This is a genomic window from Sphingobium fuliginis (genome assembly GCF_015074805.1).
GTDB lineage: Bacteria > Pseudomonadota > Alphaproteobacteria > Sphingomonadales > Sphingomonadaceae > Sphingobium > Sphingobium fuliginis.
Genome location: NZ_CP060035.1, coordinates 2,133,165 through 2,151,867 on the forward strand (window position 1 = coordinate 2,133,165; position 18,703 = coordinate 2,151,867).

Here is an 18,703-nt window from a genome sequence, read left to right on the forward strand (position 1 = left end):
TGCGCCGGACCCGTCCGCCCCTTTTTGGCTTCAGCGCGAATCAGGCCCGCGCACATCGTCCTGCCTCAGCCGCGAGACCGAAGGCGCCATGCGGTGATCGACCGGCTCATGCACCAGATCGTCGAACAGCGCGCGATAATGGATCATGGCGCGGCGCAGGTCTTCGGTATCCGCGTCGCCCCGCGCATGGCGCAGGGCGATGTCATGGGCCGCGCGATAATTCTGGACGACTTCGGGATGGTCCACCGACAGGTCGGCCGAACGCTGCTCGAAGTCCACGACGGGATAGCCGCGCACCTCCATCACCTCGGCCAGCAGCACGTCGGCCCGCGAGACCGCGCCCTGCGGATCGTCGACGAACTGCGCCTGCACCCGCACCCAGGCGTCGGTGAAGGCATCGGCCTGTTGCGGCGAAAGCGGACGGATGGGGAAGGCGGCGACGCGCTTCTCACGCTGTTGCAGTTCCGCCTCCGCCTTGCGCGCGCTGCCGGTCATTTCCACGGTCCGGCCATATTCCGGGCCGAACCGGGCGCGCAGATCGGCGCGGCGGCGATGGGCGACGGCCAAGACGGCGACCGCCACGACAAGAACAAGCGCCAGAAGCGCCAGGCCGACTTCCAGCGGGGTCAGAGTGACCATGACATCTCTCTCCTCCACGGCCTTCGCAAAGCCGCTGTCGACGCCCGCCGCCTGCACGGGATCAACCTGTTTTGCCGGGCTTTGTTCCGGGGTCGAGAGAGGCGCCGATGGCCCCGGAAAGCTAACCCTCCATAAGATCGAGATAAGCCACCACGTCATTGTCCGTGGCGAGGAAAAGGCCGTCCTGCACATCCTGCGGCTGCTGCTCCGCGATGCGCAGGGCTTCGCTCAACGGGCCGTAAAAGAGCGTCGTCGCCGCGCCGCCGCCGTCAGCGTCGCTAAGATGATAGAGGCGGACGGTGGCCGAGTTGTAGGTGGTGCGCATGGGCGGGGATTATCGGCGCGGCGGTCAGGCCATGCAAGTCGGATCGGATGCATTTCGGGGTGAGAAGCAACCTTTGCTCCTCAGATCGCAACCCGCCAGCCGTCGAGCGGCTGAATGGTGGCGCAGGACGGGCCGTCATCCCTGGCGCGGCCGGGCAAGTGACATTCCAGCGCCGCAGGCGGCGCAGCCTGTTCCAGAAGATCATGAGAAATATCGTGAACGTCGATCTTGGCACGGCGGCTCCACGGTGACGCAGGATCGCCGGCCTGACCGCCGATGGCGATATAGACGAAGCGGCGCTCTGGACCTTCCCGGCGGACGAACTCGCCGCTGAGCTTCGGCCCCGGAGCCAGCTGGACCGGCACATCGAAGCGAAGGGCTTCGTTGCGCGCGACCACAGGGCCTACCGGCGCACCCTTTCTGTCTTGCAGGCTATAGGTGACATCCGGAACCGGATTGTCGATCACCAGACGGAGAATGATCGTCCGCTTCGCCATGATCGCTTGCCCTCCAATCGCTTCGGAAAGGGTCAACCTATAGGAGAATGCGAGCCGATGGCGGAATTTGGCGCTGTCAGCGGCGATCGGTGATCCTGATGCCGCTTGCCAGACGGTTCGGGCCGATCTTCACCGCATCGTCGGTGAAATTGGCGACGAAGCTGCTGTTGCGCTGCAACCCCGGCACGAAGGAGGCGCGGTTGTTCGCGATGGAGAGGTTCGTGCTGTCCTGCTCCCGCCCCTCCGGCGCCACGGTGATGAAGGCGCTGTAATTGTCCTTGTCGCGGCCCTGCACCATTTCATTGCCGCTGATCGTCCCGCTCGCGCCGTTGGAAAGGTCGATCATATAGTTGGTGAGCCGCCCGCCGCTGTCGTCGAAGCTGTTGTCGGTGATAATGACGCGGGGCGTGCGGGTTTTCAGATAATGACCGCCATCGCCCTGGTCGAAGCGGGAGCGGGTGACGGTCAGGCTGCCGTAGCGGCCCGCATAGATGCCGTGGGCGCAGGCGAGGTCGCGGTCGCAGCGCCCCAGATGGCGGAAGGTCGACCTGTCGATGCTGATCGCGTTGCCCGGCGCGTCGCCCGTCAGAATGCCTTCCTCGCTGTTGCGGAACAGGCTGTTGGCGACGGTCAGGTTGCCGCTTTCCAGCCGGATGCCCGCACCATTGCCATCGGGCACGCGCAGATTCTGGAAGATGAGGCCGTCTATGGTGCTCGACCGGCCGCGCAGCACCAGCGCCGCCTTCTGCTCGCAGGCCACGCCGTCGAGGATGGCGGTGCCCGGCTTCTGCGCGCGGATGGTGACGTCGCCGCCCTGCTGCACCGCGCATTGCGCATAGCTGCCCGGCGCCACCAGCACCGTGCCGCGGCCATTGCCGATCGCCCTGATCGCGTCCCCCAGCGTTGCATAGCTTCGCCCGCTTTCCGCCACGGTGAAGGGCGACGTCACCCCCTGCGCCAGCGCGGTTGCCGTCACGGCGGCGGATACAAGCAGGAGAGTCGAAAAAAGGCGCATATCCAAGGATATAGAGGAGCGCCTTTCTGCGGCCAATGCGGAGTCATGGTTAATGAAATATTGTTCCGCTATGGGACAGCGGGAAAACGCCCCCTTGCGCCCGGCTGGGTTCCCGCGATTTCGCGACTTTGAGCGGTCCCCGCACATGCCGCATCATGACGGTTGGCGCGGGCGCGGTTGCGGGTTAAGCCTTGTCCGGACATGGTTTCCGCCCCCTCCCGTCCCTTTCCCGCCTGGCTGACCCTTTGCGGAGCCGCCCTGATGGCGGCGATGACGGGCGGCTGCTCTGACGAGGGGAGTGGACCGGTGACGGTCAGCGTGATCGGCAGCCCCGCCGATTTCGCCACGCCCCTGGAGAATCTGCCGGACCCCGGATCGAAGCTGTTCCTGGAAACCACCGCGCAGGGGCTGGTGGCGTTCGATGCCGGCGGCGAGATCCTGCCCGCCCTCGCCCAGCGCTGGATCGTGGAGGACGATGGCCGCAGCTATATCTTCCGCCTGCGCCGCGCCTTCTGGCCCGATGGCAGCAAGGTGCTGGCGAAGGATGTCGGGCGGCTGTTGACCGCGCGGATAGAGGCGCTGCGCCGGCTGGACCCCGCCGGGCCGCTGGACGCGGTGCAGGACGTGGTGGCGATGACGGGCGAGGTGATCGAGATCAGGCTGGCGGCGCCGCGCCCCTATGTGTTGCAGATGCTGGCCCAGCCGCAGATGGCGATCCTGTCGCGGGAGGGGGGAACCGGCCCCTATCGGCGGGAGAAGCGGGGCGGCGTTCCGGGGAAGGCGCTGGTGCTGACGCCGGTGGAGCGGGCCACGAACGAATCCGGCGACGAACTGCCGGTGCCCGCCTGGCAGACCCGGATCGTCCGGGCGGAGCGGGCCGCGCTCGCCATCACCCGTTTCCAGCAGGGCAAGGCCGCGCTCGTGCTGGGCGGGCGCTTTTCCGACCTGCCGCTGCTGGTGCCGGCGGGGGTCGACCGCGACGATGTGCGGATCGATCCGGTGCAGGGGCTGCTGGGACTGGCGGTGACGGGCCGGAGCGGGGCGAGCGGCAAGCTGCTGGAGGATGACGGCGTGCGGCGGGCGATCAACATGGCGATCGACCGCAGCCGCCTGCCGGTGATGTTCCCCGTCGGCGGCTGGGCCACGACGGAGCAGATCGTGCCGGGCCAGCTCGACCTGCCCGCGCCGCCCGCCGTGCCGGATTGGTCCCGCCTGTCGCAGGATGAACGCTGGGCGCAGGGACAGGCGGTCATGAAACGCTGGCGCAGCGAGCATGGCGATCCGCCGGCGTTGCGCGTGGCACTGCCCAGGGGGCCGGGCTCCACCCTGCTGTTCGGGCTGGTGCGGCATGACCTGGGCATGATCGGCCTGGCTGTCGAGCGGGTCGACATGGCGGCCGATGCCGATCTGCGGCTGGTCGACGAGGTTGCGGCCTATGACAGCGCGCTCTGGTATCTGGGGCGGATCGGCTGCGCCCGGAAGGTGCATTGCTCGGCGGAGGCGGAGGCGCAATTGCAGGCGGCGAGCCTTTCCGCCAGCCTGGACGAGCGCATGGCCCGCGTGGCGCGGGCGGAGGCGCTGATGCAGGCGCATAACGGCTTCATCGCGCTGGGCGCGCCGGTGCGCTGGTCGCTGGTGGCGCGGCGGCTGACCGGCTTCATGGCTTCGCCCCGGGCGCGGCACCCATTGAACCATCTGTTCAGGAGCACCAACTAGAGCAACGAAAGCCGATGCTTGGAGGACGGATGATGGCGATTTCGCAGGACCAGTTCGACCGGATCGTGCGCGACATGCCCGGATTCGGCCGCGATCCGGCTTCGGTGCGCAGGCGGATCGAGATGATGGAGGCGATGCTGGAGGGGCTGTTCGTCCTTCCCGGCACCAACCGGCGGGTCGGGCTGGACAGTCTGGTGGGGCTGATCCCCGTGGTGGGCGATTTCGCCACGGCCGCCATGGGGGCGTGGATCGTGTGGGAAGCGCGGAACCTGGGCATGTCGAAATGGCAGCTCACGCGCATGGCGGCCAATGTCGGCTTCGATACGCTGATCGGCGCCATTCCCTTTGCCGGGGATGTTTTCGATTTCTTCTACAAGTCGAATACGAAGAATCTGCGCATCATCCGCAACCATCTGGACCGGCATCATCCATCGACCGTGATCGTCGAGGGTTAGGCTGTATCGACATGCAGCCCTGGCGGCCTGCAAATGCGCCCAGCGGCGGGCAAGCGCCGGGGCGCATGCGCGACTTCAGGCAAAGGCGAAATCAAGGCCGATGTCGGCGGCGGGGGCCGACTGGGTGAGGCGGCCGACGCTGATATAGGTGACGCCGGTTTCCGCCCTGGCGCGGATGGTGTCGAGCGTAACGCCGCCCGATGCTTCGGTGGGGACGCGGCCGCCGACCAGCGTGACCGCCCCGCGCAGGGTGGGCGCGTCCATATTGTCGAGCAGGAGGTGCGTGGCCCCGGCGGCGAGCGCGGGTTCGATCTGGTCGACGCGGTCCACCTCCACGATGATGCTGGCGATTCCGGCGGCGGCGGCGCGGCGGACGGCCTCCTCCACCGATCCGGCGACGGCGACGTGATTGTCCTTGATCATCGCCGCGTCCCACAGGCCCATGCGGTGATTGGTCGCGCCGCCCATGCGGGTCGCATATTTTTCCAGCACGCGAAGGCCCGGAATGGTCTTGCGCGTGTCGAGCAGCGTCGCGCCGGTACCGAGGATCGCGTCGACATAGGCGCGGGTCATGGTCGCGATGCCGGTCAGGTGCTGGACGGTGTTGAGGGCGGACCGCTCGGCCGTCAGCATGGCGCGGGCCTTGCCGCGGATGCGCATGATGTCGGTGCCCGCAGGCACGCGATCGCCGTCCTCCTTCAGCAGTTCGATCTCCACAGCCGGATCGAGCGCGCGGAAGAAGGCGGCAGCGATCGGCAGGCCCGCCAGCGTCACGGCGTCGCGGCTGTCCATCACCCCGTCGAAGACCGCGTCGGCGGGGATCACCGCCTCGCTGGTGACGTCGCGGCCATCGGGGCCAAGGTCTTCCGCCAGGGTCGAGGCGATGAAGGCGTCGAGATCGAAGCCGGGGAGAGCGAAGGTCATGCTGCCGCCAGCCTTTTTGCGATCATTTCCATCATGGCTGCCTGCTCGCTGCCGGCCGGGAACGTCCAGAAGTCGTGCTTGCGCCGCGGCCATGGCCAGTCGCGGCGCAGAATGCCGCGCAACCGCTTGTCCGATATATGGTGGCGGCGCGCGACTTCCACGGCCGTGACCATCCGTTCCATCAGCGCGTGCCCAGATCGCCCTGCCCGACCGTGCCGCTCGCCATTTCGAGCATGCGGTCGAGGCTCTTCTTGGCGGCGAGGCGCAGCCCCTCCTCCATCTCGATGCGCGGCTGCAGGTCGCGCAGCGCCAGATAGAGCTTCTCCATCGTGTTGAGCGCCATATAGGGGCAGATATTGCAGTTGCAGTTGCCGTCCGCGCCGGGCGCGCCGATGAAATTCTTTTCCGGCACCGCCTTCTGCATCTGGTGGATGATATGCGGTTCGGTGGCGACGATCAGCGTGTCGCCGGGCATGGTCTTGGAAAATTCCAATATGCCGCTGGTCGAGCCGATATAATCGGCATGGTCGACGATATGCGGCGGGCATTCCGGGTGCGCGGCGACAGGAGCGCCGGGATGCTGGGCCTTGAGCTTCAGCAGTTCCGTCTCGCTGAACGCCTCATGCACGATGCAGACGCCCGGCCAGAGCAGCATGTCGCGGCCCAGCTTGCGCTTCAGATAGCCGCCCAGATGCTTGTCGGGGCCGAAGATGATCTTCTGATCCTTCGGAATCTGCGCCAGGATCTTTTCCGCCGAGGAGGAGGTGACGATGATGTCGGAAAGCGCCTTCACCTCCGCCGAGCAGTTGATGTAGCTGAGCGCGATATGGTCGGGATGCGCCTCCCGAAAGGCCTTGAACTGGGCGGGCGGGCAACTGTCCTCCAGACTGCATCCCGCATCCATGTCCGGCAGCACCACGATCTTTTCCGGCGAGAGGATCTTCGCCGTTTCCGCCATGAAGCGCACGCCGCAGAAGGCGATGACATCGGCGTCCGTCTCCGCCGCCTTGCGCGAGAGTTCCAGCGAATCGCCCACGAAATCGGACAGGTCCTGGATCTCCGGCTTCTGGTAATAATGGCCGAGGATGACGGCGTTGCGTTCCTTGCGCAGCCGGTCGATCTCCGCGCGCAGGTCGATCCCCTGCGGGATTCCGGTGATGGCGTTCATGTCCCTACCCTGCTCCTTGAAGGGCCTTCGTCCAGCGCCCCCTAACGGGCGTTGCGGCTGTTGGCCAGTACATCGTTGATGGGCGTCGTCACGTCCCATCGATCCCGGTCGCGGTCGGCGCGTTCCGGCGGGAAGGTGACGATCACCCGCGCGTCGCCATAGCCCAGCGCCCCCAGCGGCGCGCCGAGCAGCCTGCCGAGCGCGGCGCGGCCATAATCGCGCGCCTGCGCCATGCGTTCGGGCGAGCGCGCTTCCCTGTCCGCGCGTCCCTGCGCGTGGAGCGAGGTGCGGCGGCTGAGTTCCTCCCCCGCCTGCCGGGTCACGAACAGGCCGTTGGTCTGCACCAGCGTCCGGCGGCTTTCGTCGATATTGGGCTGCCCCGGCTTCACGTCCGGCGCGTTGACGATGAGCGTCCGGGTCTTTTCATTCCATTCCAGATCGCCGGCGCCGATGCCGCCGACGTCGATGAAATAGGCGACCGAAAAGGGCATCTTCACCAGCTGGTCCGACTTCAGCAGCCCGAAGCCGCGCACATCCTGCGCCGTGCTCTGTATCGTGCCGGACAGTTCCGACACCTTGAGGCTGGAGGCGCCCGCGAAACGTTCCGCGATGACCCTGGTGACGGCCGAGCCGTCCTCCTCCACCGTCACCGCATAGTCGCGTTCATAGCGGTGCCAGCCGACCAGCATGGCCGCCCCCGCGGCGAGCAGGGCCAGGACGGCCAGAACGGGGCCGGCGAAGCGCTTCAGCGCAACTGCCATCGTCCGTCCCCCGTCGCGGCGGCGATGCCGCGCCCGTCGAGGTCGATGAGATGCGCCAGCACCGAACGCCCCGCCGCGCTGTGCAGCCGGGGATCGACGCCCCTGTACATTTCCGTGACCATGGCGGGGATTTCCGATGCGCCGTTGCGTTCCAGAAAGCGCAATATCTGGCCTTCGCGCTGCTTTCGGTGGCCCATCATGCCGCGCACCAGCCGCTGCGGATTGTCGACCGCATCGCCATGGGCCGGATAATAGACCGCGTCGGTCCGGTCGAGCAGCCGCTGCATCGAGGCCATATAGGCGGTCATGTCTCCGTCCGGCGGGGAAACCACGCTGGTGGACCAGCCCATCACATGATCGCCGGTGAACAGGGCATTTTCCTCCGCCAGCGCGAAGCAGAGATGGTTGGAGGTATGGCCCGGCGTCGCGACGGCCGTCAGCGTCCAGCCCCGGCCGCCAAGCTGTTCGCCATCCGCCAGCACCCGGTCCGGACGATAGGCGGCGTCGAAGGCGGCATCGGCGCGGGGTCCGTCGTCGTCCAGCGTCAGCGGCGCGCAGCCGACGACCGGAGCGCCGGTCCGGGCGCTGAGCGGCGCGGCGGCGGGGCTATGGTCGCGATGGGTGTGGGTGCAGAGGATCGCGCTGACCGGACGCCCGCCGATCGCGTCGAGCAGCGCGGCCAGATGCGCCGCGTCGTCGGGGCCGGGATCGATGACCGCCACATCCTCCACGCCCACCAGATAGGTCTGCGTGCCCGTATAGGTGAAGGGCGAGGGATTGGGCGCGAGCACGCGACCCACCAGCGTAGAAAGCCGCATCAGCGCGCCGGTGGGCAGGTCGGCCGGATCGAAGGGTGTTGCCATGTCCGATCCCATGTGCCCATTTCCGGGCGGTTTTCAAGGGCGATCCCCTGCCCTATCATGGCGCCATGGCGGCTTCGGACGATCTTTGCGAACAATGGCGGCGGCATCTGGCGCTGGACCGGCGGCGGTCGGTGCATACGGTGCGCGCCTATGTGGCGACCGCCGAACGGTTACTGGCCTTCCTGGAGGAGCATCGCGGCGAAGCGGTGACGGCGGCCATGCTGGCGGGCATCGAACAGGCCGATCTGCGCGCTTTCCTGACGGTGCGGCGGATGGACGGCATCGGCAACGTCTCGGCGGCGCGGGAATTGTCGGCGGTGCGCGGTTTCCTGCGGTTCGTGGGCGGCGAGGATGCCCGCGTCCCGATGCTGAAGGGGCCGCGGGTGAAGCGCGGCCTGCCCCGCCCCGTGTCGCCCGACGAGGCCGTGGCGCTGGCCGGGGACATAGCCGAAACCGCGCGGGAGCCGTGGATCGGCGCGCGGGACTGGGCGGTGCTGCTGCTGCTTTACGGGGCGGGACTGCGCATCGGGGAGGCGATGGGATTGACCGGCGCGGTGCTGCCCCTGGGGGAAACCCTGCGCGTCACGGGCAAGCGGGGCAAGACCCGGATCGTGCCGTTATTACCGCAGGTGCGGGAGGCGATGGAAGCCTATGTGTCGCTCTGTCCCTTTGGGCAGGAGAAGGACGGGCCGCTGTTCCGGGGCGCGCGGGGCGGGCCGCTTTCGCCGGCGCTGATCCGCCGCGCCGTGCAGGGCGCGAGGGGACGGCTGGGCCTGTCGGACCGGACGACGCCCCATGCGCTGCGCCACAGTTTCGCGACGCATCTGCTGGGGCGCGGGGCGGACCTGCGGTCGTTGCAGGAATTGCTGGGCCATGCCAGCCTGTCCTCGACGCAGATCTATACGCAGGTCGATGCGGCGCATCTGCTGGATATTTATCGCAACGCCCATCCCCGGGCGTGAAGCCGTTTCCTCGTCCGGACCGGGTTCCTGCCCGCGCGGGAGCATGACGATCCGGGATCACCCCCTCGGCTTCCAGGTGGCCAGCCGCCAGAGATAGAAGAGGACCGCCCCGACCACGCAGGCGGTCGCCACGGGTCCGACATATTTGTCGATGTCGCGGAAATTCTGGCCCAATATATAGCCCGCATAGGCAAGGACGATGTTCCACACCAGCGCGCCGCCGCTGGTCCAGAGCAGGAAGCGGACATGCCCCATGCGGAACAGGCCGGCGGGCAGCGAGATCATCGTGCGGAAGGCGGGCATGAAGCGGAACACGAACACCACGATCTGCCCATATTTGCCGAAGATATGATCGAGCGCCTCGACATCCTTCCACTCCAGCGTCGCCCAGCGGCCATAGCGGTCGACGATCGGCTTCAACCGGCCGAAGCCCAGCCGGTGGCCGATCATATACCAGAAATAATTGCCGATGGTGGTCCCGACGGTGCCCGCGAACAGCAGCCATCCCATCTCCATCCGGCCCTGCCCCACGCGGATGCCGCCAATGCCCATGATGAGTTCGGACGGGATCGGCGGGAAGACATTTTCCAGCACCATCAGGACGAATATGCCCCAATAGCCGCCCGCATCGATCAGGCGGAGAACCCAGTCGGTCATCCGATCGCCCATCCCGTCGCGCGGTCGGCCCTGCCGCACGGCGTCCCCGCCCCGGCCGGGATGACGCCATATCGATTCAAGCGGCTGCCCGCGCCGCCAGCCGGGCGTCGATCGCGTCCCAGATCATCCCGCCGGTGTCCGTGCCATTGAAGGCGTCGATGGAGACGATGCCGGTCGGGGACGTCACGTTGATTTCCGTCAGCCATTCGCCGCCGATCACGTCGATGCCGACGAACAGCAGGCCGCGCCGCCTGAGTTCCGGGCCCAGCGCTTCGCAGATTTCCAGTTCGCGTTCGGTCAGCACCGTCTTCGCGGCCGAACCGCCCACGGCGAGGTTGGAGCGGATCTCGCCCGCGCCGGGAATGCGGTTGACCGCGCCCGCGACTTCGCCGTCGACCAGCACGATCCGCTTGTCGCCTTCCGCGACGCCGGGGATGAAGGCCTGCACCATGAAGGGTTCGACCCAGGAGGATTTGAACAGTTCCACCAGCGCGGAGAGATTCGCGCCGGACCGCCCGACATGGAAGACGGCATTGCCCGCATTGCCGTAGAGCGGCTTCACCACGACTTCGCCATGCTGGGCGAGGAAGGACTTCACCTCCTCCAGGTCGCGGGTGATCATCGTCGGCGGCATGAAGCGCGCATAGTCGAGCACGAACAGCTTTTCCGGCGCATTGCGGACGGAGGCGGGATCGTTCACCACCAGCGTTTCTTCCTGCACGCGCTCCAGCAGGTGCGTGGCGGTGATGTAGCTGAGGTCGAAGGGCGGGTCCTGCCGCATCAGGACCACGTCGACGTCCCGGCCAAGGTCCAGCACCTCCGCCTCCCCGAAGGCGAAATGATCGCCCTCCACCTTCTGCACCCTGACCGGGCGCGCCCGCGCCAGCACGCGGCCGTCGCGATAGGTGAGGTCCGGGGCGAGATAATGATAGAGCCGGTGTCCCCGCGCCTGCGCCGCCAGCATGATGTGGAAGGTCGAATCGCCGCCGATCCTGATGCCCTCCATCGGGTCCATCTGCACGGCGACGGTGAGCGGGTTGAGTTCGGTCGTCATCGACTTGCTTTTCCTACCGTTCGGGTTGGGCCTGTCGAAGCCCATCCCTTTCCTGAAGAGAAGTTTCGCCGTTGAGCAAGCTCGGCCTTCGGGTCGACAGGCTCAGGGCGAACGGAACGGGAGGATCGGTTCAACCTACCCCCCGTGCCAGACATTGGCCAGATGGCGCGGCGGGCGGCCCGGCGCAAGGAGCATCACGTCGATTCGCATGTCGTCGCCCGGTTTTGCAAGGTCGTGGAACAGGATTTCCGCCGCCGCCGCGACGCGGGAGAGGCGGCGTTCGTCTATGGCGAGGTGAAGATCGGCATCCGTCGCCCTTGCCTTGACCTCGACGAAGGCCAGCATCCTGCCGCGCCGGGCGACGAGGTCGACCTCCCCCGCGGGCGTGCGCAGGCGGCGGCCGACGATCTGCCAGCCCTTGAGCCGCAGCCACCAGCCGGCGATGCGCTCCGCCTGTTTTCCGCGCTTTTCGGCTGCCCGGCGCTTCACCCCCCGAGTTCCCGTCACCCCCTGAGTTCCAGCGCGCGATCATAGAGGGCGCGGCGGTCGAGACCGAGCTTCTTCGCGACCTCCCCAGCCGCCTTGGACAGGGGGAGGCGTTCCATCGCCTCCAGCAGCGCCGCGTCGGCATCCTCGGCGCTGGCGGGCGGCGCCTCGCCGGGGGGGCCGACGGTGACGACGATCTCCCCCCTGGGCGGGGCGTCGGCATAGCGGGCGGAGAGTTCGCTCAGCGTGCCCGTGGCGGTTTCCTCGAAGGCCTTGCTGATCTCCCGCGAGACGGCGGCTTCGCGGTCGCCCAGATGCTCCGCCATGGCGGCAAGGCTTTCCGACAGGCGCGGGCCGCTTTCGTAGAAGACGAGCGTGGCGCGCAGGGCAGCGACTTCGGCGAGGACGTCGCCCCGCGCCTTCTGCTTCGACGGCAGGAAGCCCATGAAGAGGAAGCGGTCGGTGGGCAGGCCCGACAGGGTGAGCGCGGCGATGGCGGCGCTGGGGCCGGGCAGCGTCGTGATCCTGCGTCCGGCGGCGCGGGCGTCGCGCACCAGCTTGTAGCCCGGATCGGAGATCAGCGGGGTTCCCGCGTCCGAGAGAAGCGCCACCGATTCGCGCGCCATCCGCTCGATCAGGCGGGCCCGCACCCCCTCCGCACTGTGGTCGTGATAGGGGACCATCGGCCGGTCGGACCCGGCATGGCGCAGCAGTCGTGCGCTGACCCGTGTATCTTCCACGGCGATCACATCGGCCAGACGCAGGACTTCGGCCGCGCGGGGGGTTAGGTCTGCAAGGTTGCCGATCGGCCCCGCAACGATGTAAAGCCCCGGTTCAAGCCTAGACGGTTCAGTTTCCATAAGGATGCCAGATGACAGAGACGGATGCCCCCCGGCAAGCGGACTTGTTCGCTTCGATGCGACGCGCCGGGCGGATTTTGTTCGCCGCGACGGCTTTGCTGGTCGCCGCCTGTCAGTCGATCGTGCCCAAGGGCCCCGGTCCGGCGCAGCCCAGCGGGCCGGTGCAGACGGGCCCCGACGTCACCGAAGGCCTGCCCACCGACACGCTGCGCCATCGCGTCGCGCTGCTGGTGCCGATGAGCGGTCCCAATGCCGGGGTCGGCCAGTCCATCGCCAATGCGACCACGCTGGCGCTGCTGGACACCAAGGCCGACAAGGTGCGCATCACCACCTACGACACCGGGGTCGGCGCGGCGGCGGCGGCGAACAAGGCGCTGGCGGACGGCAACAAGCTGATCCTGGGGCCGTTGCTGGCGGAGGATGCGCGGATCGTCGGCCCCATCGCGGCGCGGGCCAATGTGCCGGTCATCAGCTTCTCCAACGACACCAGCGTCGCCGGGAACGGCGTCTACATCATGGGCTACAACCCCAACCAGTCGATCGAACGGGTGGTGGAATTCGCCAGGGGCAAGGGCCTGTCCAAATTCGCCGCGCTGGTGCCCAAGGGAACCTATGGCGAGCGGTCTGGCACCGCCCTGTTGCGCGCGGTCGAGGGTGCGGGCGGGACCGTGGTGTCGATGCAGACCTTCGACCGCAGCCCCGCCTCCATCACGGCGGCGGTCAGGAAATTGCAGGCCTCCTCCAGCTATGACGCGCTGCTGATCGCGGACAGCGGCCGGGTGGCGGTGCAGGTCGCGCCGATCGTGCGGAAGAATGGCGGCGCGACGGCGCGGCTGCTGGGCACCGAATTGTGGAATACGGACAGCGGCTTGGCGTCCAGCCCGGTGCTGCGCGGCGCCTGGTTCGCCAGCGTGTCGGATGGCCTCTACCGCCAGCTCGCGACCAAATATCGGGCGCGCTACGGCAATGCGCCGTTCCGGTTGTCGGCGCTCGGCTATGACGCGGTGCTGCTGACCGTGCGGATCGCGCGCGACTGGAAGCCGGGGACGACCTTCCCGGCGGCGCGGCTGCGCGATGCGGGGGGCTTTGCCGGGATCGACGGCGCGTTCCGCTTCGGCCGGGACGGCATTGCGGAACGGGCGCTTGAAGTGTCGGAGATCGGCGCGGGCACCTTCACGGTCGTCGCGCCCGCGCCACGCGCCTTTGCCGAATAGCGTGCCGCGTGCTCCTGCAACGGCGGAGCACGCGGCAGATGACGGTCAGGACGCGGTCCGCCCGGTCGGCAGGATCAATGGCCAGTCGCCGTCCGTTTCTATGCGCGCCGAAATGCCGTACACTTTGGCGAGATTCCCCGCCGTCAGCACGTCCAGCGGCGCGCCGTCGGCCACCGGCGAGCCGCGATCCATCAGCACCAGCCGGTCGCAATAGCGCGCCGCCATGCCCAGGTCGTGCAGCACGGTGACGACCAGCGATCCCGCCCGCGCCTCTGCCCTGAGCAGGTCCATGACGTCGATCTGATGCCCCGGATCGAGCGCGGCCAAGGGCTCGTCCGCGATCAGCGCGGGCGCGCCGACCGCCAGCGCCCGGGCCAGCAGCACGCGGGCGCGCTCGCCCCCCGACAATTCGGTCGCCACCCTGCCCTTCAGATGCAGTGCGTCGGCGCGCATCAGGGCGGCGTCGATCAGCGCCTCATCCTCCACGGAAAGGCGGGACAGCGGCCCCAGATGCGGCAGGCGGCCCAGCGCCACCAGCCGCTCCACCGCCAGCGGCCAGTGCAGCGTCTGTCCCTGCGGCAGATAGGCGATGCGCCGGGCGATCTGCTGCCGGCTGAGCCGCGCGCTATCGGCGCCGTCGATCAGGACGGAGCCGTTTTCCCGTTTCACAAGGCCCAGCATGGCGCGGATCAGCGTCGACTTCCCTGCGCCATTGGGACCGATGATGCCGACCAGCTCGCCCGGCCCGAGCGCAAGATCGACGCCGCTTACCGCCGGATGGCGGCCCAGCCTGACGGAAAGCCCCTGTGCGCGGATCGTCACCATAGCCGCCTCTCCCGCATCAGATGCATCAGGAACACCGGAACGCCCAGCAGCGCCGTCAGCACCCCCAGCTTGAGTTCGCTGCCGGTCGGTATCAGCCGCACGCCGATGTCCGCCAGCGTCAGCAGCGCCGCGCCGCCCAGCATGGAGGGCAGCAATATGGCGGAGGGGGAGCGGTCGGTCAGCGGCCGCACCAGATGCGGCACGATCAGGCCGACGAAGCCGATCGCCCCGGACACCGCCACCGCGCCGCCGACGCCGATGGCGACGCCCAGCATCAGGCGGATGCGCGCCCGGCGAAGGTCGATGCCGAGCGCCTGCGCCCCATCCTCCCCCAGCGTCAGCGCGTCCAGCGTCCGTCCGTCCGCGATCAGCAGCGCCGCCCCCACCACGACGCAGGGCAGCGCGATCCAGACATGGCCATAGGCGCGGTTTTCCAGGCTGCCCATCAGCCAGCTCATGATCTCCATGGCGGCGAAGGGATTGGGCGACAGGTTCAGCGACAGGCTGATCCCCGCCCCCGCCAGCGTCGCGATGGCGATGCCGGCGAGGATCAGCGTGAGCGGGCTTTCCGCGGGGCCCGCGAGCAGGAACAGCGCGGCGATGCCGATCAGGCCGGTCATGATGGCGAGCGCGGGAAGCGCCAGCGGATGCGCCTGCGCCAGCCCGAAATAGAGCGCGCCGACCGCGCCCAGCGCGGCGCAGTTGGATGCCCCCAGGACCGAAGGTTCGGCCAGCGGATTGCGCAGATAGCCCTGAAGCGCCGCGCCCGCCAGCCCGAGCATCGCGCCGACGATCAGGCCAAGCAGCATGCGGGGCAGGCGCAGGTCGAGAAGGATGGCGCGGGCGACGTCATCGCCGCCGCCGCCGAGGACGGCGAAGATGCGCGCCGGGGAGAGCGGAACCGCGCCAAGAGTGAGGGAAGCAAGGGCGGCCAGCAGCGCCAGCGCCGTCAGCGTGGGGATCAGCAGCGGATGGCGCCGGGCGCTCATGGCTTGCGCGTCCTTCCCTGCTTGCTACAGCGTGCCGTGCTCCTGCGAAGGAGGGAGCACGTTGGTTTGTTGAGGCACGATCCGGGAGCAGCAGCGTGCGGTGCAGAATGATCTTTACAACGTTCTGCGCCCTGGCCCTGACCGGCGCGGCGCCCGCCCAACCCCGGCGCATCGTGTCGCTCAACACCTGCGCCGACCAATATGTGCTCGCTCTGGCGGACCCGGCGCAGATCGCCGCGCTCAGCCCCTATGGGCACGACCCGGAACTGTCGGCGGCGGTCGGCAGGGCCCGCGCCTTCCGCACCCTCAAGCGCCCGGCGGAGGAAGTGCTGGCGATCCGCCCCGACCTGCTGATCGGCTTTCCTTCCGGCGGCAGCGTCGTCGGCGCGCCGCCGGGCGAGTGGCGGACCCTGGGGCTGGCGAGCGCGGACAGCTATGCCATGATCCTGACGCAGATCCGGCAGGTGGCGGCGGCGGTCGGCCATCCCGAACGGGGCGAAGCGATGATCGCCCGGATGAACAGCGACCTTGCCGCCCTGCCCCGCCCGAAGCGTCGCGGGGTTGCCGCCTATTATCAGCGGCGCGGCTATATGACCGGCACCGGCACGCTGGTCGACGACCTGATGCAGCGGGTGGGCCTGATCAATCTGGCCCGCAGGCTGGGCAAGCCGGCGCTGTCGCAACTGTCGCTGGAGGAGATGATCGCCGCCCATCCGGACTGGCTGATCGTGGAGACCGGCAGCGAGAAGGTGGTCGATCAGGGGACGGAAATGCTGCACCACCCCATACTGCGCGCCATCCCGCGCATCCGCGTGCCGCAGGCGTGGACGGTGTGCGGCGGCCCCGCCTATGTCGAGGCGGCGCGGGGCATCGCAGCGCAGCTTGACGGCGCTGCGCACAAGGGCACAGCGCAGCTTGACGGCGCTGCGCACAAGAGCACGGCGCAGCTTCACGGCGCTGCGCGCAAGGGCACAGCGCAGCGCAAGGGCGCGGCGCGGGTGAACGCCGCGCCGCGCCGCTAGGCTATTTTCAGAAGCGCGCACGCACGCCGCCGAAGGCCGACCGGCCATAAGTGCCATAGCCATAGACCGTGGCGTATTTCTCATCGGTCAGATTGTCGATGCGGCCGTAGATTTCCAGATTTTCCCGGATCGGGAAAGACGCCCGGACGTTCGCCGTCGCATAGCCGTCCAGCCGCACCATATTGGTCGCATCGTTGAAGCTGTCGCCTACCATCGTCACCGTCGCGCCGGTCGACAGGCCGAAGGGCCAGACATAGTCCGCCGAAACGCTGACCGCATTGGCGGCGCGGCGCGGCAGCCGGGCGCCCGTGTTGCGGTCCCGAGCATCGACATAGCTGTAGGCGGCGGTGACGGTCAGCGCATCGACGGGCCGCAGCGTCAGCATCGCCTCCACGCCCTTGGCGCGGGTGCGGTCCAGATTTCCGTAGAGCGAAGTCGCATAATCGAAATTGATCTGGTTGCGCGTAACGCGCCGGAACGCCGTCAGCGAGAGCATCGCCCGACTGCCCGCCAGGCTCTGGTCGAAACCGATGTCATAGCTTTTCGACCGCTCGGGCTTGAGTGCGCGGTTGCCGCTGAAGCTGTCGTAAAGCTGATAGAGGGAGGGTGCCTTGAAACCCTCACCATAGCTGGCCCGAAAATTGGTGGAGCCGCCATTGGGGGTGTAGTTCGCATTTGCACCGAAGGTCGTCGCGCCACCGAACTGGCTGTGATCGTCATGCCGGACGCCGCCGGTCAATGCGAGGCCCGCAAACGGCTTCACGACTGCGAGGGCATAGACGCTGTCGATGTCGGCCTTTGCCTTGCCCACGACTTTGTCGCCCGTGAAGAAATCATGATAGAAGAAATCATAGTCCGGCCGTTCATGCTCGTAACCGAAGATGAGCCGGGCCTGATCGACCGGTTGATAGACGCCTTCATATTCGAAGCGCAGATTGGTGCCGGAGAAGCCGTAATCCGGCGCCTCGCCCCGCTGGAGCATATAATCGCGGTCATTGCGGAACCAGGTGATGGCAGCGCGGTTGGCCAACTTGCCGTCGAACAAGGACAGGTTGAGACCCGCATAGCCGATATATTGGTCGAGCTTGCTGACATCGCTCGATTCCATCGGCGCACCGAAGAACAGGTCGGTGTTGAGATCGGCATGGATATAATAGCCGTGCAGGTCGAGGCTGAGATTGTCGGCAAAGGCCAGTTTCAGCTTCGCGTTGGTCGCGAGATTTTCGTAGCCGTCCTTTTCAGTGCCGTTGGCGGCGGCGGAAATTCCGTCGGTGTTGAAATAGGCGATGCCGATGCCGCCGGACACCATGCCAGTGGCACCGGAAATATCTGCCTTTGCATTCAGCGTGTCGGCATAGCCAAAGTCGACCGAGGCGTTGCCGGCCAAACCCTCTGCGGGCGCGCCCGTCATGATGTTGACGACACCGCCGATCGCCTGACTGCCATATACCACGGAATTGGAACCGCGCAGCACTTCGATCCGCCTTATGTTGCCGGTCAGCAGATTGCCAAAATCATAGGCATCGCCAATCCCGCTCGGATCGTTGACCTTTACGCCATCGATCAGCACCAGCGTCTGCGTCGTTTCCGCCCCCCGCAGTGAAACGCCAGTGACCCCGCCCACCGCATCGGCCCGGTTGAAGCGCACCCCCGGCGTGGTGGCCAGCAGGTCGACGACGCTGACGCTCTGGCGGGTGCGGATGGTGTCGGCGTCGATGACGGTGACCGCCTGGCCGACCTCGTCGCGCGGCTGTTCGATGCCCAGCGCGGTGACGATGATCTCATCCTCCGCCAGGGCGGGAGCGGCCGCGAGCAAGGCGGCGATGGAAATGGAAATCCTCAACATGTCTATATTCCCCCTGAGCGCCGGTGCAACATGGCTCAGGGCGTCCGCTCGCGCGGCCGGACGGGGGAAATGGCCGGCGCCCGTGCCCTCTCCCCGCACCGATGCGGCCCTGCGCCGCTTCGTCGCTCAGACGGAGAACACCGTGCCATGGCCATACCCTGGACCAAGGCAAGAGCGACCATGCGCCGGCAGGTCTCCTGGCTCGCGGGTCAATGCGGCGATGCACGCCTTCCCGGACTTGCGTCCAGTGGCCGGCCCCTGGGCCGAAGTGCATCGCGCTCACCGCTTACAGTTGCAGGGACAGCCGCGGAATAGGACGGTTTCCCGTCCGCACCGCATTCCCGTTTTCAGCCCCCTTCGGGGCACCGGCGCGATCTTCTTTTTGCGCGCGAAGGCATTGCCCCGCCCGCGTCCCGCGCCATAAG

General features: G+C 67.7%; 21 protein-coding genes and 1 riboswitch. Of the genes, 5 read left to right on the forward strand and 16 right to left on the reverse strand.

Annotation, left to right across the window (positions count from 1 at the left end; translation table 11 throughout):
* Positions 1-30: 30 nt before the first annotated feature.
* The 4 genes from H5V43_RS10245 to H5V43_RS10260 all read right to left on the reverse strand — a co-directional run bounded on the left by H5V43_RS10245 (position 31) and on the right by H5V43_RS10260 (position 2,476).
* Positions 31-639 carry a hypothetical protein gene (locus H5V43_RS10245; RefSeq protein WP_099186980.1) on the reverse strand — a complete coding sequence of 203 codons (609 nt, stop codon included), beginning with the start codon at positions 637-639 and terminating at the stop codon, positions 31-33.
* Positions 640-760: 121 nt separating this feature from the next.
* Positions 761-964 carry a hypothetical protein gene (locus tag H5V43_RS10250; protein ID WP_025546994.1) on the reverse strand — a complete coding sequence of 68 codons (204 nt, stop codon included), beginning with the start codon at positions 962-964 and terminating at the stop codon, positions 761-763.
* Between the two features lie 80 nt (positions 965-1,044).
* Positions 1,045-1,461, reverse strand: coding sequence for a DUF5990 family protein (locus H5V43_RS10255; protein WP_025546996.1), 417 nt, complete (start codon positions 1,459-1,461; stop codon positions 1,045-1,047).
* A gap of 76 nt (positions 1,462-1,537) precedes the next feature.
* Entirely contained in the window at positions 1,538-2,476 is a 939-nt protein-coding gene (locus H5V43_RS10260) for a polysaccharide lyase domain-containing protein (RefSeq protein ID WP_025546998.1), read from the reverse strand.
* A gap of 201 nt (positions 2,477-2,677) precedes the next feature.
* Between H5V43_RS10260 and H5V43_RS10265 the strand changes: the two genes are divergently transcribed.
* Both H5V43_RS10265 and H5V43_RS10270 read left to right on the forward strand, forming a co-directional pair.
* The gene (locus tag H5V43_RS10265) at positions 2,678-4,192 is read left to right on the forward strand and encodes an ABC transporter substrate-binding protein (RefSeq protein ID WP_020821201.1); all 1,515 of its coding nucleotides are present in this window, start codon (positions 2,678-2,680) and stop codon (positions 4,190-4,192) included.
* A gap of 32 nt (positions 4,193-4,224) precedes the next feature.
* Positions 4,225-4,647: a DUF4112 domain-containing protein gene (locus tag H5V43_RS10270; protein WP_025547000.1), complete on the forward strand. Its 423-nt coding sequence runs from the start codon at positions 4,225-4,227 to the stop codon at positions 4,645-4,647.
* A 75-nt stretch (positions 4,648-4,722) separates the two neighbouring features.
* Here H5V43_RS10270 and nadC read toward each other — a convergent pair whose 3' ends face one another.
* From nadC to H5V43_RS10295, 5 genes are read right to left on the reverse strand one after another with little or no spacing between them, the layout of a single operon-like run.
* Positions 4,723-5,571, reverse strand: coding sequence for a carboxylating nicotinate-nucleotide diphosphorylase (gene nadC / locus H5V43_RS10275; protein WP_025547002.1), 849 nt, complete (start codon positions 5,569-5,571; stop codon positions 4,723-4,725).
* Positions 5,568-5,753: a hypothetical protein gene (locus H5V43_RS10280; RefSeq protein WP_025547004.1), complete on the reverse strand. Its 186-nt coding sequence runs from the start codon at positions 5,751-5,753 to the stop codon at positions 5,568-5,570. The genes nadC and H5V43_RS10280 overlap by 4 nt, the downstream gene beginning before the upstream one ends.
* A complete protein-coding gene (gene nadA / locus H5V43_RS10285; RefSeq protein ID WP_044660157.1) occupies positions 5,753-6,739 on the reverse strand; it encodes a quinolinate synthase NadA in 987 nt (328 codons plus the stop codon). The genes H5V43_RS10280 and nadA overlap by 1 nt, the downstream gene beginning before the upstream one ends.
* 41 nt (positions 6,740-6,780) lie before the next feature.
* The gene (locus H5V43_RS10290; protein WP_025547006.1) at positions 6,781-7,500 is read right to left on the reverse strand and encodes a DUF4230 domain-containing protein; all 720 of its coding nucleotides are present in this window, start codon (positions 7,498-7,500) and stop codon (positions 6,781-6,783) included.
* Entirely contained in the window at positions 7,485-8,363 is an 879-nt protein-coding gene (locus H5V43_RS10295) for an MBL fold metallo-hydrolase (RefSeq protein WP_037481434.1), read from the reverse strand. The genes H5V43_RS10290 and H5V43_RS10295 overlap by 16 nt, the downstream gene beginning before the upstream one ends.
* A gap of 65 nt (positions 8,364-8,428) precedes the next feature.
* On the opposite strand from H5V43_RS10295, the gene H5V43_RS10300 reads away from it, so the two are divergent.
* A complete protein-coding gene (locus H5V43_RS10300; protein WP_025547010.1) occupies positions 8,429-9,325 on the forward strand; it encodes a tyrosine recombinase XerC in 897 nt (298 codons plus the stop codon).
* Positions 9,326-9,382: 57 nt separating this feature from the next.
* On the opposite strand, the gene H5V43_RS10305 is transcribed toward H5V43_RS10300, so the two are convergent.
* The 4 genes from H5V43_RS10305 to rsmI all read right to left on the reverse strand — a co-directional run bounded on the left by H5V43_RS10305 (position 9,383) and on the right by rsmI (position 12,382).
* Positions 9,383-9,982 (reverse strand): DedA family protein, encoded by a 600-nt coding sequence (locus H5V43_RS10305; protein WP_025547012.1) that lies wholly within the window; start codon positions 9,980-9,982, stop codon positions 9,383-9,385.
* A gap of 76 nt (positions 9,983-10,058) precedes the next feature.
* Entirely contained in the window at positions 10,059-11,036 is a 978-nt protein-coding gene (gene gshB / locus H5V43_RS10310) for a glutathione synthase (RefSeq protein ID WP_025547014.1), read from the reverse strand.
* A 135-nt stretch (positions 11,037-11,171) separates the two neighbouring features.
* A complete protein-coding gene (locus H5V43_RS10315) occupies positions 11,172-11,525 on the reverse strand; it encodes a YraN family protein (RefSeq protein ID WP_025547016.1) in 354 nt (117 codons plus the stop codon).
* 14 nt (positions 11,526-11,539) lie between these two features.
* Positions 11,540-12,382: a 16S rRNA (cytidine(1402)-2'-O)-methyltransferase gene (gene rsmI / locus H5V43_RS10320; RefSeq protein WP_025547019.1), complete on the reverse strand. Its 843-nt coding sequence runs from the start codon at positions 12,380-12,382 to the stop codon at positions 11,540-11,542.
* An 11-nt stretch (positions 12,383-12,393) separates the two neighbouring features.
* Here rsmI and H5V43_RS10325 point away from each other — a divergent pair, with 11 nt between their 5' ends.
* Positions 12,394-13,596, forward strand: coding sequence for a penicillin-binding protein activator (locus tag H5V43_RS10325; protein ID WP_025547021.1), 1,203 nt, complete (start codon positions 12,394-12,396; stop codon positions 13,594-13,596).
* Between the two features lie 45 nt (positions 13,597-13,641).
* Here the strand turns inward: H5V43_RS10325 and H5V43_RS10330 are convergent, their stop codons facing one another.
* Positions 13,642-14,421, reverse strand: a complete 780-nt coding sequence (locus tag H5V43_RS10330; RefSeq protein ID WP_025547022.1) for an ABC transporter ATP-binding protein — start codon at positions 14,419-14,421, stop codon at positions 13,642-13,644.
* The gene (locus H5V43_RS10335; RefSeq protein ID WP_025547024.1) at positions 14,415-15,410 is read right to left on the reverse strand and encodes a FecCD family ABC transporter permease; all 996 of its coding nucleotides are present in this window, start codon (positions 15,408-15,410) and stop codon (positions 14,415-14,417) included. The genes H5V43_RS10330 and H5V43_RS10335 overlap by 7 nt, the downstream gene beginning before the upstream one ends.
* Positions 15,411-15,517: 107 nt before the next feature.
* Here H5V43_RS10335 and H5V43_RS10340 point away from each other — a divergent pair, with 107 nt between their 5' ends.
* Positions 15,518-16,432 (forward strand): ABC transporter substrate-binding protein, encoded by a 915-nt coding sequence (locus H5V43_RS10340; RefSeq protein ID WP_052816640.1) that lies wholly within the window; start codon positions 15,518-15,520, stop codon positions 16,430-16,432.
* 7 nt (positions 16,433-16,439) lie between these two features.
* Here the strand turns inward: H5V43_RS10340 and H5V43_RS10345 are convergent, their stop codons facing one another.
* Positions 16,440-18,278 (reverse strand): TonB-dependent receptor plug domain-containing protein, encoded by a 1,839-nt coding sequence (locus H5V43_RS10345; protein ID WP_193666647.1) that lies wholly within the window; start codon positions 18,276-18,278, stop codon positions 16,440-16,442.
* Positions 18,279-18,448: 170 nt separating this feature from the next.
* Positions 18,449-18,663, reverse strand: a riboswitch (cobalamin riboswitch).
* Positions 18,664-18,703: the final 40 nt, after the last annotated feature.

What these genes read in the sequence shown, in the direction of transcription:
- H5V43_RS10305 (WP_025547012.1), bottom strand. Translation starts at nt 9,982, where the DNA reads ATGACCGACTGGGTTCTCCGCCTGATCGATGCGGGCGGCTATTGGGGC.
- H5V43_RS10265 (WP_020821201.1), top strand. Translation starts at nt 2,678, where the DNA reads ATGGTTTCCGCCCCCTCCCGTCCCTTTCCCGCCTGGCTGACCCTTTGC.
- H5V43_RS10330 (WP_025547022.1), bottom strand. Translation starts at nt 14,421, where the DNA reads ATGGTGACGATCCGCGCACAGGGGCTTTCCGTCAGGCTGGGCCGCCAT.
- H5V43_RS10325 (WP_025547021.1), top strand. Translation starts at nt 12,394, where the DNA reads ATGACAGAGACGGATGCCCCCCGGCAAGCGGACTTGTTCGCTTCGATG.
- H5V43_RS10340 (WP_052816640.1), top strand. Translation starts at nt 15,518, where the DNA reads ATGATCTTTACAACGTTCTGCGCCCTGGCCCTGACCGGCGCGGCGCCC.
- H5V43_RS10270 (WP_025547000.1), top strand. Translation starts at nt 4,225, where the DNA reads ATGGCGATTTCGCAGGACCAGTTCGACCGGATCGTGCGCGACATGCCC.
- H5V43_RS10290 (WP_025547006.1), bottom strand. Translation starts at nt 7,500, where the DNA reads ATGGCAGTTGCGCTGAAGCGCTTCGCCGGCCCCGTTCTGGCCGTCCTG.
- H5V43_RS10345 (WP_193666647.1), bottom strand. Translation starts at nt 18,278, where the DNA reads ATGTTGAGGATTTCCATTTCCATCGCCGCCTTGCTCGCGGCCGCTCCC.
- nadA (WP_044660157.1), bottom strand. Translation starts at nt 6,739, where the DNA reads ATGAACGCCATCACCGGAATCCCGCAGGGGATCGACCTGCGCGCGGAG.
- H5V43_RS10335 (WP_025547024.1), bottom strand. Translation starts at nt 15,410, where the DNA reads ATGAGCGCCCGGCGCCATCCGCTGCTGATCCCCACGCTGACGGCGCTG.
- gshB (WP_025547014.1), bottom strand. Translation starts at nt 11,036, where the DNA reads ATGACGACCGAACTCAACCCGCTCACCGTCGCCGTGCAGATGGACCCG.
- H5V43_RS10255 (WP_025546996.1), bottom strand. Translation starts at nt 1,461, where the DNA reads ATGGCGAAGCGGACGATCATTCTCCGTCTGGTGATCGACAATCCGGTT.
- H5V43_RS10250 (WP_025546994.1), bottom strand. Translation starts at nt 964, where the DNA reads ATGCGCACCACCTACAACTCGGCCACCGTCCGCCTCTATCATCTTAGC.
- rsmI (WP_025547019.1), bottom strand. Translation starts at nt 12,382, where the DNA reads ATGGAAACTGAACCGTCTAGGCTTGAACCGGGGCTTTACATCGTTGCG.
- H5V43_RS10280 (WP_025547004.1), bottom strand. Translation starts at nt 5,753, where the DNA reads ATGGAACGGATGGTCACGGCCGTGGAAGTCGCGCGCCGCCACCATATA.
- H5V43_RS10260 (WP_025546998.1), bottom strand. Translation starts at nt 2,476, where the DNA reads ATGCGCCTTTTTTCGACTCTCCTGCTTGTATCCGCCGCCGTGACGGCA.
- H5V43_RS10295 (WP_037481434.1), bottom strand. Translation starts at nt 8,363, where the DNA reads ATGGCAACACCCTTCGATCCGGCCGACCTGCCCACCGGCGCGCTGATG.
- nadC (WP_025547002.1), bottom strand. Translation starts at nt 5,571, where the DNA reads ATGACCTTCGCTCTCCCCGGCTTCGATCTCGACGCCTTCATCGCCTCG.
- H5V43_RS10245 (WP_099186980.1), bottom strand. Translation starts at nt 639, where the DNA reads ATGGTCACTCTGACCCCGCTGGAAGTCGGCCTGGCGCTTCTGGCGCTT.
- H5V43_RS10300 (WP_025547010.1), top strand. Translation starts at nt 8,429, where the DNA reads ATGGCGGCTTCGGACGATCTTTGCGAACAATGGCGGCGGCATCTGGCG.